The 14396-nt window shown below is 33.1% G+C and carries 17 protein-coding genes, 1 pseudogene and 1 riboswitch; of the genes and pseudogenes, 6 read left to right on the top strand and 12 right to left on the bottom strand.

Going from position 1 to position 14396, the window contains the following annotated elements; translation table 11 throughout:
• Positions 1–134 precede the first annotated feature (134 nt).
• Both AC3ASS_RS11550 and AC3ASS_RS11545 read right to left on the bottom strand, forming a co-directional pair.
• Positions 135–671, bottom strand: coding sequence for a YceI family protein (locus tag AC3ASS_RS11550; RefSeq protein ID WP_488283684.1), 537 nt, complete (start codon positions 669–671; stop codon positions 135–137).
• Between the two features lie 138 nt (positions 672–809).
• Positions 810–1706 carry a mechanosensitive ion channel family protein gene (locus AC3ASS_RS11545; protein WP_488283683.1) on the bottom strand — a complete coding sequence of 299 codons (897 nt, stop codon included), beginning with the start codon at positions 1704–1706 and terminating at the stop codon, positions 810–812.
• A 178-nt stretch (positions 1707–1884) separates the two neighbouring features.
• Here AC3ASS_RS11545 and AC3ASS_RS11540 point away from each other — a divergent pair, with 178 nt between their 5' ends.
• Positions 1885–2475: a thermonuclease family protein gene (locus AC3ASS_RS11540; RefSeq protein WP_488283682.1), complete on the top strand. Its 591-nt coding sequence runs from the start codon at positions 1885–1887 to the stop codon at positions 2473–2475.
• Between the two features lie 38 nt (positions 2476–2513).
• On the opposite strand, the gene AC3ASS_RS11535 is transcribed toward AC3ASS_RS11540, so the two are convergent.
• Entirely contained in the window at positions 2514–3740 is a 1227-nt protein-coding gene (locus AC3ASS_RS11535; protein WP_488283681.1) for a dicarboxylate/amino acid:cation symporter, read from the bottom strand.
• 189 nt (positions 3741–3929) lie between these two features.
• Positions 3930–4062, bottom strand: a riboswitch (cyclic di-AMP (ydaO/yuaA leader).
• Positions 4063–4206: 144 nt separating this feature from the next.
• On the opposite strand from AC3ASS_RS11535, the pseudogene AC3ASS_RS11530 reads away from it, so the two are divergent.
• Positions 4207–4368 (top strand): annotated as a pseudogene (locus tag AC3ASS_RS11530) (DUF4025 domain-containing protein); the annotation flags it as partial.
• Between the two features lie 33 nt (positions 4369–4401).
• Here AC3ASS_RS11530 and mreC read toward each other — a convergent pair.
• The 6 genes from mreC to AC3ASS_RS11500 form a co-directional block, all read right to left on the bottom strand.
• Positions 4402–5157, bottom strand: coding sequence for a rod shape-determining protein MreC (mreC, locus tag AC3ASS_RS11525; protein WP_488283680.1), 756 nt, complete (start codon positions 5155–5157; stop codon positions 4402–4404).
• Between the two features lie 166 nt (positions 5158–5323).
• Positions 5324–6115 (bottom strand): SDR family oxidoreductase, encoded by a 792-nt coding sequence (locus AC3ASS_RS11520; RefSeq protein WP_488283679.1) that lies wholly within the window; start codon positions 6113–6115, stop codon positions 5324–5326.
• A 31-nt stretch (positions 6116–6146) separates the two neighbouring features.
• Positions 6147–6908 carry a LamB/YcsF family protein gene (locus AC3ASS_RS11515; protein ID WP_488283678.1) on the bottom strand — a complete coding sequence of 254 codons (762 nt, stop codon included), beginning with the start codon at positions 6906–6908 and terminating at the stop codon, positions 6147–6149.
• Positions 6909–7038: 130 nt separating this feature from the next.
• Positions 7039–7290 carry a hypothetical protein gene (locus tag AC3ASS_RS11510; RefSeq protein ID WP_488283677.1) on the bottom strand — a complete coding sequence of 84 codons (252 nt, stop codon included), beginning with the start codon at positions 7288–7290 and terminating at the stop codon, positions 7039–7041.
• Between the two features lie 103 nt (positions 7291–7393).
• Positions 7394–8137, bottom strand: a complete 744-nt coding sequence (map, locus tag AC3ASS_RS11505) for a type I methionyl aminopeptidase (protein ID WP_488283676.1) — start codon at positions 8135–8137, stop codon at positions 7394–7396.
• A 17-nt stretch (positions 8138–8154) separates the two neighbouring features.
• Positions 8155–8751 carry a nitroreductase family protein gene (locus tag AC3ASS_RS11500; protein ID WP_488283675.1) on the bottom strand — a complete coding sequence of 199 codons (597 nt, stop codon included), beginning with the start codon at positions 8749–8751 and terminating at the stop codon, positions 8155–8157.
• Between the two features lie 187 nt (positions 8752–8938).
• On the opposite strand from AC3ASS_RS11500, the gene AC3ASS_RS11495 reads away from it, so the two are divergent.
• Positions 8939–9655 carry a FixH family protein gene (locus AC3ASS_RS11495; RefSeq protein WP_488283674.1) on the top strand — a complete coding sequence of 239 codons (717 nt, stop codon included), beginning with the start codon at positions 8939–8941 and terminating at the stop codon, positions 9653–9655.
• A 36-nt stretch (positions 9656–9691) separates the two neighbouring features.
• Here AC3ASS_RS11495 and AC3ASS_RS11490 read toward each other — a convergent pair whose 3' ends face one another.
• Both AC3ASS_RS11490 and AC3ASS_RS11485 read right to left on the bottom strand, forming a co-directional pair.
• A complete protein-coding gene (locus tag AC3ASS_RS11490) occupies positions 9692–10894 on the bottom strand; it encodes an MFS transporter (RefSeq protein ID WP_488283673.1) in 1203 nt (400 codons plus the stop codon).
• A 133-nt stretch (positions 10895–11027) separates the two neighbouring features.
• Positions 11028–11258 (bottom strand): hypothetical protein, encoded by a 231-nt coding sequence (locus AC3ASS_RS11485; RefSeq protein WP_488283672.1) that lies wholly within the window; start codon positions 11256–11258, stop codon positions 11028–11030.
• A 136-nt stretch (positions 11259–11394) separates the two neighbouring features.
• Here AC3ASS_RS11485 and AC3ASS_RS11480 point away from each other — a divergent pair, with 136 nt between their 5' ends.
• Positions 11395–12489 (top strand): mechanosensitive ion channel family protein, encoded by a 1095-nt coding sequence (locus AC3ASS_RS11480; protein WP_488283671.1) that lies wholly within the window; start codon positions 11395–11397, stop codon positions 12487–12489.
• 67 nt (positions 12490–12556) lie between these two features.
• Here AC3ASS_RS11480 and AC3ASS_RS11475 read toward each other — a convergent pair whose 3' ends face one another.
• Complete coding sequence (locus tag AC3ASS_RS11475) at positions 12557–12703, bottom strand: hypothetical protein (protein WP_488283670.1); 147 nt, start codon at positions 12701–12703, stop codon at positions 12557–12559.
• A 180-nt stretch (positions 12704–12883) separates the two neighbouring features.
• On the opposite strand from AC3ASS_RS11475, the gene AC3ASS_RS11470 reads away from it, so the two are divergent.
• Entirely contained in the window at positions 12884–13333 is a 450-nt protein-coding gene (locus AC3ASS_RS11470; RefSeq protein WP_488283669.1) for a hypothetical protein, read from the top strand.
• The gene (locus AC3ASS_RS11465) at positions 13326–14282 is read left to right on the top strand and encodes an alpha/beta fold hydrolase (protein ID WP_488283668.1); all 957 of its coding nucleotides are present in this window, start codon (positions 13326–13328) and stop codon (positions 14280–14282) included. Before AC3ASS_RS11470 ends, AC3ASS_RS11465 begins: the two co-directional genes overlap by 8 nt.
• The last annotated feature ends 114 nt before the right edge of the window (positions 14283–14396 follow it).

The following is a 14396-nucleotide window of genomic DNA, read 5'->3' as shown; positions in this document are numbered from 1 at the left end:
TCCTCACTATAACTCAAAAAAGAAATAGTGGGTAAGATCACCCGTCGATGACCTTACCCACTAATCTTAGTATGTTTTATTTTCTTCTTTAAAATAAAGAAAAAGCGCCTAAAAAAGATTTTTAGGCACTTTGATTATGCTTGTTTTGATGCTTCTATATGGATAGAAATTTTTACTTCATCTCCGACTAGGACACCACCAGTTTCTAATGCAGCATTCCATGTTAAGCCGTAATCGCTTCGTTTAATTTTCCCTTCTGCAGAAAATCCAGCTTTTTCTGCCCCAGTCATTGGATCTTTTGCAACACCTTCAAACTCTACATCGAATGTTTCTTCACGTGTAGTTCCTCTAATGGTTAATTCACCAGTAACTTCGTAATCTCCTTCATCTTTTTTTACAATTTTCGTAGCTTTAAACGTCATTTTCGGATGCTTTTCCACATCAAAAAAGTCTGCAGACAACAAATGTCCATCACGATCTTTATTTCGTGTATCAATACTTGATAAATCAACGCTAAATTCTATGTTAGCTGTTGTTAAATCAGTTGGATCTGCTTCTATTGTTGCATCAAATTGATGAAATGTCCCTTTTACTCTTGAAATCATCATATGTTTGACAGAAAAATCAACGTTGCTGTGAACAGGATCCACTACCCACTTCGCTTTTGTCACAAAAAACCCCTCCAATATATACAAGTTATTTACTTACTTTTAGTAAGTATATTACATTCATGATTATACTTAATAAAAATAACTATGTCAATGAAATTATGGTTAATAAAAAAACTGTTTAGAATTCCTCTAAACAGTTTAATAGTTTTCAATGTCTGTTTGTGCTGTTTTACTATGTTGAATAACAATATGTTGAGCCGGCATTAATATTTTTTCTTCATAAAGTTTTTTTGCCAAAAAGGTCTTTGCTTCTTGAGCAGCAGTTAAATAGTCATGGTCATTAACCGTTGCGGTAATGGAAAATTTATATCCATATGGACATACATCTAATGAATGTAATCCATATACTGAGTATTTTTCTACGAATTCACCGGTTTTTTTATCTACTTTTAAAAAATTTATATGTCTTTCATTTAATTCATCACACACTTCTTGAAGTAGATGCAATACTTTCATTGGGTTTTCGTGAAAAGAAACAATGACACTTTCAAAGATTCTCCTCTTTTCTACCGAACCATTGACCATTTTTCGTATTTCTCCGTTCGGAATGGTTACTAATTTTCCATTAATCAAGCGAATTTTAACAGTTCGAAATCCGATTTCCTCAACAGTACCAACCTCAGGTTCACCATTAATATTGACAAAGTCCCCTTTTTGAATAGTTCCTTCAAAGATCATAAATAATCCGCTTAATAAGTCATTAATTATCTTTTGTGCTCCAAACCCTACAATAGCTGCGATAATACCCCCAGCTAAGAGTAAATCTTTTAAATCTCCGATAAATGGTTTAATCATTGCAATAAAAATGACAATAAATAAGATATAATTAGATGTATTTTTTACTATACTTTCAATCGTTTGTTCTTGTTTTTCATCGAAGAAATTAGTTCTTTTAAAAAACTGGTGGATGAAAAATCTAATCAACATAATCGTTATATACGTAACTAGTACAGTTGTAACTAATGAAAATATGTAGTCTCTTAAAAATATCCAATCAATATTGAATAATTTTTCTATTTGATTGATTAAGTTCATAGAAAATCCCCCAAATAATGAAAAAAGGCTGTTGTGCATTCCCAATCATTTACACATAATCAAGTAATATTCAATAGTTTGATAGATAGAGAATTCACTGGTTTGACTAATCTAATAGAACGATATGATCCTTTGATTATGAATATGTGTTTGTAATGGGCATTAGGAGGAAATAAAAATGAAAAACATATCGGTTTTTATTAGTCTCACATTTTTTGTGCTCCTATCTACATCTGTTTTCGCTCATCCTAGTAACAATGAAAACAAATTAGATTTAGGTAAAGTTTACAATGCCTCATTAGAAAAATGTGTAGATGGGGATACAGCACATTTCAAAATCAATGATGAAGTGTATAAAACTAGATTTCTATATATTGATACTCCTGAATATACAAATAAAAAAGAACCATATGGTAAGGAAGCAAGTGAATTTACGTGTCAGTTTTTACACTCTGGGACTATTCAATTGGAAACAGACGGACCGTATTTATTTGATAAGTACGATCGTTTGCTCGCTTGGATTTGGGTCGATGGGCAGCTGTTACAAGAACTTATCACCAAACAAGGATTGGTAAAAGATTTTTATGATTATGGTGACTACAAATATGAAGATCGCATTTTATTAGCAATGAAAGAAGCAAAGAAAAACAAAGTGGGAATATACAACGATAAAACTGAATCAAATTTGATTGATAATTTTATCATTTTAATCATCATAAGTGGTATATTTCTTACAATAATCCCTATCATCCGAAAAACATTCAGATAAAAATCCCATTGGTACATTTGTCCAATGGGATTATAAATTTAAGCAACCTCTTTTTCAAGATGTTTTTCTTCAGATTTTGCAACGATCACAGCACATGCTGCATCTCCTGTAATATTTACAGCCGTTCTAGCCATATCGAGCAAACGGTCAATACCAATAATTAACGCAATTCCTTCAACCGGTAATCCGACGGAATTTAAAACCATTGTTAACATAATTAGTCCTACTCCAGGTACACCAGCCGTACCAATACTTGCAAGTACAGCTGTTAATACTACTGTTAATAATTGAACAAAAGTTAATTCTAATCCATAGACTTGTGAAATAAAGATGGTGGCAACTCCTTGCATGATAGCTGTTCCATCCATATTAATTGTTGCACCTAATGGTTGAACGAAACTGCTTATACTCTTAGGTACATTTAATTTCGTTTGCGCTACATTCATTGAAACTGGCAATGTTGCGTTACTACTTGATGTACTAAAAGCAACGCTCATAGCTGGGAAGAAATCTTTGAAAAAACGAATAGGATTCATTTTTCCTAAAATGTATACTGATGATCCATAAACTAATATCGAATGGACAACTAATCCAAACGCAACGACGAAAAAGTACATAAACATTGATTTGATCGCGTCTAAGCCAAGACCTCCAACAGCCGTTGCAATAAGTCCAAACGCACCATACGGAGCAAATTTCATCACAATGTTCACTAAGAACATCATAATATCATTACCTTGTTCAATAAGATTGTACAGCCGTTTCGTTTTATCTCCTAACATGGCCAATCCAAGACCTACGAAAATGGAGAACGTAATAATTTGAAGCATATTTCCTTCTGTAAATGCACGTACTGGGTTTGTCGGTATAATGCTTAATAACGTTTCAGAAATAGGAGGAGCTTCCTTTGGCTCATATTGGAGGTCAGCGGTTTCAAAATTACCAACACCACCTGGATTAAATAAATACGCTAAGCTCATCGCAAGAATAATCGCTATACTTGTGGTAACTAGGAAATATGTGATCGTTTTAACTCCAATTCTCCCTAGTTTTTTCGGATCACCTAAGCCAGCAGTACCTAAAGTGATAGAAAAGAACACAATAGGAACAACAAGCATGTTAATTAAATTGAGGAAAATTTTACCTAGTGGAGTAAAGACATACTGATCAATAGGACCGAATAAATTTGGAGCGAAAAGATTAAATAGTAATCCTGTAATAATACCTAAAATTAAACCTAAAATAATTTTTACAGATAATTTCATATAGTGACCTCCTATCATGTTGAAATAATTTAAGAAAAGGAGAGGGAAATTTGTTTTGTAAAGCTAGAAATCTATCTATTAATCAATATTATTTCTATTTTGTAAAGAATTATAAAGTGATAGATAGCGGTTTCATAGAAAAAGGCAAAAGAAAAACACAGGAAATCCCCGTGCATTTTCATCCAAAAGGTTTTCCCTCTCAAACGCTTACGAGGTTAGCTGTCGGGTTAGGGCTTGAGAGTGCCCTTCAATTGATTCACCCCTGTTAACTAAAGTTAATGGATCCCCCGCTCTTTCAAAAAAAATTAAGCGATATTTTTATAAAGTTGTAAACCGCTATATTAGAAAATTTACGTATAACATATATTACAGGTGAACTTTATTTAATGTCAATAGTGAGTTGATGGGAATAATTCACCGAAATTATTAAAAAACTATGATAACGAAAGGAGGAATATCGTTGGAGAAGAAGCAAAAAAATATTAAAACAGTCGCAGGAAAAAATTTTCATCCTTCCGATTATCAAAGAAAAAACGAATTGGAAAAAGGGCTATCTGAAACACATGAACAAGTTAGTGACAATTACTTTGAAGGAACGGTTGATCAATTATTGAACGAGGAAAAATAGGAAATTAAGTACCTCCCCCGAACGGAGGAGGTATTATCGCTCTTCTACAATTATAACATAATTAATTTGATAAAAGTCAGCAAAAGGCTGTAAATATGCTGTTACTGTTAAACCATAATCTTGTGATTTAACTTCCTTTACTTTTCCAATTTTTAATCCACTAGGAATGACCCCACCTAGACCTGAAGTAACAATTTCTGTTCCTTCTTCTAGTTCTATATGATTAGGAATTTCCTTCACCATTAATGTTCTCGTTTCTTGATCCATCCCGTCCATAACACCTAGTAATTCTTTAGAACCTTTTATGGAAGCAGAAACATAGTTCATTCTTGTTGAAGCACTTAACAATTCAATGACTGCGGTATGTTCATGGACTTCACGTACTAGCCCAATTAAACCATCGGCTGTAACGACAGCCATATTTATTTTCACACCGTCTTTTTCCCCTTTATCGACAATTATGGAATCATACCAAGTGCTTTGTTCACGATGTAAAGTACTAGCTTGAATCATATGAAAATTCTTTTGTAATTCATTCGTTGTTTCTAAAAGTTTTTCAAGCTCTTTATTCTCTCTCTCTAATTCTGCATGTTTCGATGGCAATGCCTCATATTCATCAATATAAGAATATAATAGCTTGTTTTCTTCATAGGTTTTTGAAATATCATCAACCCTTTGTAGAACTTTTAAAATGGGACCAGGAACAGAAACTGAAAGATGTTTACTAAAAAAAATAAAAACAATTGTACCGAGCACTAAAAATAAAAATGTTAAGATCCAAATTTTCATACGTATATGTTTCATCTTGTTTTTATCATTCCTTCTAGCATTCGTGCAGTGCTTTTTTCTAACTCTCTCTATTTTAATAGATGAAAATGAAAATGTTAATATGAAGATAAAAGTGAACGCCAATAGGACGGGCACTTATTACCTACATTCATATGATTTTTTCATTTTATAATGCTTTCACCATTCCCCCATCGATGATTAATGATTGCCCGGTCATGTATGTATTTGCCTGAGAACATAAAAAGACAACAACTTTGGCAAATTCATCTGGTGTTCCATATCTTTTCATTGGAATTAATGATTCCATTTTTTTTACTTGTTCCTCCAACGAAATATTTAATTCATTCGCACGAATCGAATCTAATTCACGAACGCGATCTGTTGCGATTCTACCGGGACCGACAGTATTAATTAAAATATTATATTTGGCTAGTTCTGTTGATAAACTTTTTGACAATCCGGCAATTCCAGCACGAAAGGTATTTGACAATATTAAATTATCAATGACTTGTTTGATAGACGAAGATGCAATATTGACGATTCGACCATTCTGCTTTTTTTTCATCCAAGGGAGAACTTCACGAATCATACGAATATAACTTAGTAAATTTAATTCAAACGCTTTTTGCCATTGTTCATCAGAAAATTGTTCAAATCCCCCAGCCGGAGGTCCACCGGCATTATTGACTAAACAATCTACCGTCCCGTGAAGAGTAACTACCCGTTCCACTAATTGTTTAATCGAATTGTGATTTGTTAAATCACAAGTTACATAATGAATATTTTCATTTCCGGTTGCTTGAATAATTTCTTCTGCAGTGCTTTTTAATAAAGTTTCATTCCTACTACTAATGAATACATGTGCACCTTCTTCGGCAAAAGTTTTTGCAACAGCTTTTCCTAACCCTTTACTTGAAGCAGTAACAATGACCGATTTTCCTTTTAAACCAAGATCCATAGCGATCCCCCTTTTTGCTTATACTTCAATATTATTCTGGACTTTTTATTTGGACACCTTCATTTATTAATAATTGATTTAAATTTCTAGCAAACGAAATAGCATGCTCTCCATCACCGTGAATACAAATCGAGTCCGCTTCGATAGGAATCCAAACCCCTTCAATGGTTTTTACTTTTTGATGAAAAACGATCGATAACATTTGTTCTTTCACTTGATCAAACGAATGTAACATAGCATTTTCCTTCGTTCTAGGGGTGAGCGATCCATCATTTTGATAGGTTCGATCAGCAAAAACCTCTGAAATCGTTCGTAAACCGACTTTCTGCCCCTGTCTAATGAGTTCGCTACCTGATAAGCCATACAATAACAGTTTTGGGTCAAAATCATAAACCGCTTTCGCTATCGCATAAGCCAATGACTCATCTTTTGCCGCCATGTTATAAAGTGCGCCATGTGGTTTCACATGTGTAAGCGAAGCATGATGACTTCGGCAAAAAGAGTATAAGGCTCCTATTTGATATAGGACAAGGTTATACACTTCTTTTGGATGAATCTCTATCTTTCTTCTTCCAAATCCAAGTACATCATAAAATCCTGGATGAGCTCCGATAGATACTTGATTTTGCTGTGCCAATTGCACCGTTTCATTCATAACATTATAATCGCCAGCATGAAATCCACAGGCAATGTTTACAGAAGAAACAAATGGAAGCAATTCCTCATCTTTTCCTAATTTATACGTTCCAAAACTTTCCCCTAAATCACAATTTAAATCAATCGCAACCTTCATTTTCATACTTCTCCTATATATTGTTTATCAAACATTTTAACATATAGAACGGTTATATTGATTTGAAAATTCAAAAAATGGTTTTTTAATGAAAATGAGCCCAAAATGCATATGCATCTTGGGCTAATGTTTACCAATTTCCGTATCCAGAACTTCCATATGGGGATTGACCCATACCGTACCATCCATACCATGGTAACCACCAATGGTGATGCCAACCATAGTGATGGTGGCCCCAATGAGGATGATGGTGGTGATGATGTCCCCAATGTGGGTGATGATGCCAGTGATGCCAGCCATGATGGTGACCACCCCATCCTCCACCCCAAGCATTTCTCATCATTTCTTCTTGCATCAATAACTCTTGCTCGTATGGATTCATAATCGGCATTCCTCCTCATGATGTCTTCACCTATAAAGTATGAAAGGGAAAAATATAGGTGACAGCCTAATGAGAAGAATGCAAAAAATGGATTTCTTTTTATTTACTTAGTTAAAATGATCGGTTCGTTTTTAGTAATTACGATCGTATGTTCAATTTGAGCCACAAAACTTCCGTCCGGTGTTTTATATGTCCATCCATCACCCGATTCAACGATCCTATCTGCTCCTGTTGAAACGAAAGGTTCAAAAGCGATAACCATTCCTTCTTTTAATAAAGCATTATCAAATGGGTCGTAATAATTTAATATATGATCGGGATGTTCGTGTAACGATCGACCGATTCCGTGACCTGTTAAATTTAAAATGACTTCAAAACCATTTCTTCGAGCTTCATTCCTTACCGCTTTACCGATTTGATTTTGTTTTGAACCAGCTTTTGCTTTCTCCAATCCCTTTTGAAAAACTAGCTCTGTCACTTGTAATAATTTTTTTAACTTCGGATCGCCTTCTCCGACTAAGAAAGAAATTCCAGTATCCGCAAAATAACCATCCTTTGAACCTGACACATCAATATTGACTAAATCTCCTTCTTTTATCACACGTTTACCTGGAATACCATGGGCTACTTCATCATTGATACTTATACAAGTAAACCCAGGAAAATCATACGTTTGTTTTGGAGCTGATATCGCTCCATACTGTTGGAACAATTCACCGGCAGTGTCGTCCAACTCTTTTGTTGTAATACCAGGTACAGCTTTTTCTTTTAATGTATCTCTTATTTTCGCTACAATTTGTCCAATTTGTTTTAATCCTTGTAAGTCTTCATCTGTTTTAATAATCATTTATACCTTCCTCATCTTTAATTTGATTTATATTCCAATCCAAATTGACCGGAAAATAATAGTTCGTTTAATGGTTTTCTATGATTAGGAGCTTCTCTTTCTTGCAATGATTCAGGTAATTGTTCTTTATCCCCTTGATATCCAATTGCAACTAATGCTTCGATATCAAATTCATCTGGAATATGTAATAATTCACGAGCTTTTATAAAGTCAAAACCAGTCATTGGATGTGTCATAAGGCCTTGACGAACAGCTTCTAACGATAAATATCCCCATGCGGATCCAACATCAAAAGAATGAGATTTAAATGGTTGTCCGTCTCTAAGTTTTGAAGACAAAATTAATATTAATACAGGTGCTTTTTTACACCAAGTTAAATTTCCTTCACTAATAAAAGAATAGAAGGTTTCTTTTTCTTCTTTTGTTTTGGCCACTATAAATCTCCATGGTTGGTAATTAAAAGCTGAAGGAGCCCATCTAGCTGCTTCTAATACGGACAGTAATATGTCTTCCGGTATGTCTTTTTCTAAAAATGAACGTGGGGACCATCTTTGTAAATAAATGGGGTCAATGTTATACTCCGCTTTCCGTTCATTTTTTACACTTATTGTCATGTTGAAATTCCTCCTTGGTCAATGGTAAGTTTTGTCCATTAATTTTCATTGTATTAAAAGAGTGTTTATTATTCAATGAATATATCGATGTACCATTTTTGACATAGTTTTCTCGTAGTTTAATGTTATAATAGGAGTGAATTATGGAAATAACTTTTAGAATAAATTAACTATAGGAGTGTCACAAATGAAAAAATATTTTTTAATTTTAATGATTTCATTTGCTCTTGTGCTCATTGGTTGTTCAAATGAAAAGAATGATGATGAAGTTCGTGAAATGATTGAAGTGGATTTACAAGTACCGGAAAAAGCCGAACCTAATCAAGAAATTGAAATTTATGCGAAAGTTACACAAGGCAAAGAGATTGTTGATGATGCATATGAAGTTAAATTTGAAATTTGGAAATCCGGCGATGATAACCACGAAATGATTGATAGCAAACATACAAAAGATGGAATTTATCCTATCACCTATCAATTTAAAGAAGAAGGTTTATACTATGTTGTTTCCCATGTAACGGCTCGGGGAATGCACAATATGCCGAAAAAAGAAATTATCGTAGGTCAGCCAGAACAAGTGCAAGAAGATTCCGATAACCATTCACATCATGAAAAACTAACATTCGAGTTTGAAACAGATGGCAATTTAAAAGCAAACGAAGCTATTACGCTAAAAACTACCATAATGGATCATCATGAACCTATTGTAAATGCTAAAGTTACATTTGAAGTTTGGAAAAATGATGAAGAGAAACACGAATATATTGATACAAAAGAAAACGATAACGGTATGTATACCGCTACATTTACCCCTTCATCAGCAGGAACGTATTCCATTAATATACATATCGTCAAAGGAGAACTTCACGACCATCATAAAGAAACGATTACAATAAGTGAGTAACAATATAAACCTATGGAGCCTGGTCCATAGGTTTATTTATGTGATGACCGTTATTTTTTTCTTTTTAAACTGTTTGGACCAATAAAAACTTATGAAGAAGCTAATCAAAATGATTAATGCCCCAAATATATAAGGATAGTTCATATTCACATCGAATAAAATTCCCGCTAAAGCTGGACCAATCATATTCCCAATACTCATATAAGCATTGTTCATTCCAGCAGCAAATCCTTGTTCCTTCCCTGCCATTTTAGAAATAAGTGTATTAATAGCAGGTCTTAACATGGAAGTGGAAATAAAGAAAAAGGTCGAAATAATTAGGACAGACCAAAAACCACGTGCTAACAAAATCATGAGCATTGTTATGGCAGACAAAATCAAGGTGGTATTCATAACTGAAAGTTCTCCAAACTTCACAAATAATGGATTAATAAAAAAGCTTTGCATAATAACTCCGATTAATCCTCCGACAATCATCAAGATGGAAATATCCATTGGTGAAAAGGAAAATTTATGATCCACATACAAACTAATGGTTGATTGGAAATTAGCTAAACCGAAAGAAAGTGTGAACATGATAATCAGTAAAATAAAATATGATTTTTTTACAGATAAAGCCATTTGTTTTAATAAGTTATCTCGCTTTTGATGAACAAGTTCATTTTGTTTCACTTCTTGCGCTTTGTGCACTTCCGGTAGCAAAAGGAATGAAATGATTGCTGCGATAGCAGAAACGAGAGCTGCTATAAAAAATGGAGCTCTTAAACCTAAGGAAGCAAGAAAACCTCCAATTCCCGGACCAATGACAAACCCTAATGACATGGATGCGCCAAGTTGTCCCATTCCTTTTCCTCGATTTTCATAACTTGTTATATCCGCTACATAAGCCATCATGGCAGGTACCATAAAGGCAGATCCTAATCCTCCAATGATTCTTGATACATAAAGTAGCCATACAACATCTGAAAGCCCAAAAATTAATTGGGAGCTTGAAAAAAGTAATAAACCCGTAATAATAATCTTTTTTCTTCCATAACGATCCGACAAATCTCCTGCTAATGGAGAGAAAATAAACTGAGCAAAAGAAAAAGCGGCGATCATTAAACCTAATGCTTGTCCGCCTAAACCAAAACTATTTAAAACACTTGGCATGATTGGAATAATTAGACCGATTCCAGTCATGGCAATAAACATATTAAACATTAAAATATACAGTGCAACTTCTCTTTTTGCTTTCATCAACTATTCCTCCGTCGATCAAAGAACAGCTTATCTAATCCTATAAAGATATATCTATATTATCACAGGAAAATATTTTTACCACCAAAAAATTCGAAAACCGAAAGAATTGACATTTCTTAATTTTTGAATTTTAAATTAATATAGTTGTAACAGGAATGTTTCCTGATAATATTTTTACTTTTCTACCTTTAAAGGAAGGAATAGTTGAATGGATATAATTCTTGACTTCTTCAATGAGGTTTGTTTTCTCTTCTTTCATTCCAAGTTCATTCGAAAATTCTTCTAGCCCCCGGTCAAGATATAAATAAAGAATTTCATTTTGATTGACGTGTACGATTTTATGATGGGAAAAAGTTTTCAATTGTTCCACCTCCCATTTACTTATTAATATGGTCTAATGATGGGACACATATTTGAATCGCTATCCGAAATATTTTATCGAACAATTGAATTATGATAACATGAAAAAGTATTCCGATAAAACATGGAGGTTTGTTATGTGGTATGAAAATTATTTGACCGAAGAAATTTTGACAAACTTAATCATTTCTATCGGTATATTTCTTTTATTTCTCCTGTTCCGGAAAATATTTACGAAATATATCTATCGATTATTAATAAAAATTAGTAGAAAAACACCAACAGAATTACTATCTAATTTTATGTTCGCTTTTGAAAAACCGATTAGTTGGATGATTGTTTTATTTGGCATTTACATTTCCATTAAATACTTCCCGTACATAGATGACCGTACGATGGTAATTAAACTTTTAAGAGTTGCTACGATTATTTTAGTTACTTGGGGGATCTATAATTTTACTTCCACTACGTCGGCTATCTTTAAAAAAATCAATGAAAAAACTAATTTTCAAGTGGATCAAATTTTAATTCCGTTTTTATCAAAAGCGATTCGATTTATCGTTATTGCCATTAGTATTACAATTATTGCTCAAGAATTTCATTATGATGTAACAGGTTTTGTCGCTGGATTAGGACTTGGGGGCTTAGCGTTTGCGTTTGCAGCAAAGGATGCCATTGCTAATATTTTTGGAGGATTTATCATTATTACGGAAAAACCTTTTTCCATTGGAGATTGGATTCAAACACCTAGTGTGGAAGGAACAGTTGAAGATATATCATTTAGAAGCACACGAGTTCGAACATTCGCACAAGCATTAGTGACTGTACCAAATTCTACTTTAGCTAATGAAACGATTACGAACTGGAGTAAAATGGGAAAACGACGAATTCAATTCAATCTCGGACTCACCTATGATACGCCTCGAGAAAAATTAAAGAAAACGATCGAACGGATTGAACATTTATTGAAATCACATAAAGATATACACCAAGAAACGATATTTGTTACTTTTGATCAATATAACGAAAGTAGTTTAGATATATTTCTGTACTTTTTTACGAAAACGACCGTTTGGGGAGAATATTTAAAAATAAAAGAAGAAATTAACTTCCGTATCCTTGAAATTTTAGAAGAAGAAGGTGTATCAATGGCATTTCCATCTAGAACCCTTTATGTCTCGAACGATGGTGAAAAAGAACTGGAATATCGAGCTCGCTCAAACGAATCATAAACCAATTATTAAAAAAGGATTGGCTAAGGCCAATCCTTTTTAGATATACACTAACTAAAAGCAATTATTAAATATAAATCTCCCCTACTTCTGGTAAACATGATTGATCTAAAATCTCTTTTAATGTTTGTCCAAAAACAATTGATCCTATTCCAAACCAATCTAAATAAGGATGTAATTTTTTCAAATCTATTTGTATGATTAATGAATACATTTGCCTCCCTCCTTCTAAATAATTTCTTAATATAATAATCCCCTTTCTCTTTTCACGTGCAAAAAACAATGAATTCATCTAATTAAAAAGGCTTGTTCCTATTTTCAGGAACCAATTTTTTATTATTTGTATATAATGTACAAACTGTATATTTTGACTTGGAGGGAAGGGAGAAAATAAATGAAACCATTACAGAAAAAGTTGTCAATAATCGAAAATGAATTAAATGATCAAGTTAGAAAACATTTAGACAATAAAAAAATGTACCATTTAGCTAAAATTTTATTGTTTGAAAAGCAGAAAAATGTTCATGCTTTACGTGATCATTTCGAATCTTTAGCTACTCTCATTAACATTCCAACTAAAACAGACATCGCAAACTTATCGCAACTTGCAAAACAAATCGAAGAAAAACTTGATTGCTTGCTAGAACAATTATTATGTATGTTTCATAACCAAAGTGATATGAAAAAGGTTTCTTTACCAAGAAAAAGAGTAAAAAAAATATGGGACCAACAAGTAGTAAATCTGAATGAAAATACAAAAAAAGATATGATAAAACAACTGATCAAACAATGGAATTTGCTATCTGTTTCTCCTTTTAACAAAAAGGAAGATGAAATTGAATAGGACTAACTTTCCGTCTGAAATGATATGGAGATTAAACAAAACATCGGTATCATACTTTCCCGCGAAAAGAAAAAAATATCAAACACCAATTCTTTTTATTTATTCAATCATAAATAAACCCTCTATTCTAAACTTGACTCCAGATAGTAGTGTTATAAAATCTTTTACTAATCAAGGTTATGATGTGTATTTATTGGATTTTGGCTCACCAGGGATAGAAGATAAAAATATTGGTTTGAATGAATATATTTTATATATTCATAAAGCGGTGAAAAGAATTGTTCACCATTCTGGAAGTCATCGAATTTCATTGTTTGGTTATTGTTTAGGAGGAACATTTGCTGCGATCTATACCTCCTTGTATCCGACACATATAAAAAACTTAATCCTGTTTGCAGCACCTATTGATTTCGAGACTTTACCGTTTTTAAATTCCTGGAAAAAGGAATGGCTGCATGAAAAGAAGCATTTATTACAATCATTGAAGAATGAATATGGAATCATTCCTGCATCGTTTGTAAAACATGGAATGAAGTGGCTAATTTCTCCTTTTTCCATTACACCAAAATTGGCCGTTTTGAGCGATTTATCGAATGAAGACTCTGTCAATCGATGGATTTCCTTCAATCAATGGCTAAACGATCATATCCCTATGTCCGGTAAAGTCTTTCAAGAATTTATGAATGACTTAGTTACTGAAAATAAGCTTGTAAAAAATAAGCTAATCATCCATGGAAAACGAGTTTCCTTAAAAAATATTCGTTGTCCAATGTTAGTGATTACAACAGAAAACGATACCCTTGTACCAAAAGAAATGACTTTTCCAATTATGAAAAAAGTATCTAGTATGGATAAGAAGTTCCTTTCTATAAAAGGGGGGCATATTTCAATAGCCCTTCGTACAAATAAACCTTTAGACATTTTTCAATGGATTGAAAAAAGATCATGAGAATTCCATAAGAGAAGGTTATGAAAAGATAAAAAACGGGGCTGTCCAAAAAGTACAGCCCCTCTTCGTCGTAAATGAAATTCGGTTGATTTCAATTCGGTGGCGGACGCTTTC

It is taken from the genome of Bacillus sp. JST-5 (genome assembly GCF_057747715.1).
Note: the sequence above shows the minus strand (reverse complement) of the source record. Positions and strands in the feature narration are given on the sequence as shown.

What these genes read in the sequence shown, in the direction of transcription:
- AC3ASS_RS11490 (WP_488283673.1), bottom strand. Translation starts at nt 10,894, where the DNA reads ATGAAAGCAAAAAGAGAAGTTGCACTGTATATTTTAATGTTTAATATG.
- AC3ASS_RS11545 (WP_488283683.1), bottom strand. Translation starts at nt 1,706, where the DNA reads ATGAACTTAATCAATCAAATAGAAAAATTATTCAATATTGATTGGATA.
- map (WP_488283676.1), bottom strand. Translation starts at nt 8,137, where the DNA reads ATGATTATTAAAACAGATGAAGACTTACAAGGATTAAAACAAATTGGA.
- AC3ASS_RS11510 (WP_488283677.1), bottom strand. Translation starts at nt 7,290, where the DNA reads ATGAATCCATACGAGCAAGAGTTATTGATGCAAGAAGAAATGATGAGA.
- AC3ASS_RS11540 (WP_488283682.1), top strand. Translation starts at nt 1,885, where the DNA reads ATGAAAAACATATCGGTTTTTATTAGTCTCACATTTTTTGTGCTCCTA.
- AC3ASS_RS11470 (WP_488283669.1), top strand. Translation starts at nt 12,884, where the DNA reads ATGAAACCATTACAGAAAAAGTTGTCAATAATCGAAAATGAATTAAAT.
- AC3ASS_RS11515 (WP_488283678.1), bottom strand. Translation starts at nt 6,908, where the DNA reads ATGAAGGTTGCGATTGATTTAAATTGTGATTTAGGGGAAAGTTTTGGA.
- AC3ASS_RS11535 (WP_488283681.1), bottom strand. Translation starts at nt 3,740, where the DNA reads ATGAAATTATCTGTAAAAATTATTTTAGGTTTAATTTTAGGTATTATT.
- AC3ASS_RS11495 (WP_488283674.1), top strand. Translation starts at nt 8,939, where the DNA reads ATGAAAAAATATTTTTTAATTTTAATGATTTCATTTGCTCTTGTGCTC.
- AC3ASS_RS11500 (WP_488283675.1), bottom strand. Translation starts at nt 8,751, where the DNA reads ATGACAATAAGTGTAAAAAATGAACGGAAAGCGGAGTATAACATTGAC.
- mreC (WP_488283680.1), bottom strand. Translation starts at nt 5,157, where the DNA reads ATGAAAATTTGGATCTTAACATTTTTATTTTTAGTGCTCGGTACAATT.
- AC3ASS_RS11475 (WP_488283670.1), bottom strand. Translation starts at nt 12,703, where the DNA reads ATGTATTCATTAATCATACAAATAGATTTGAAAAAATTACATCCTTAT.
- AC3ASS_RS11520 (WP_488283679.1), bottom strand. Translation starts at nt 6,115, where the DNA reads ATGGATCTTGGTTTAAAAGGAAAATCGGTCATTGTTACTGCTTCAAGT.
- AC3ASS_RS11480 (WP_488283671.1), top strand. Translation starts at nt 11,395, where the DNA reads ATGTGGTATGAAAATTATTTGACCGAAGAAATTTTGACAAACTTAATC.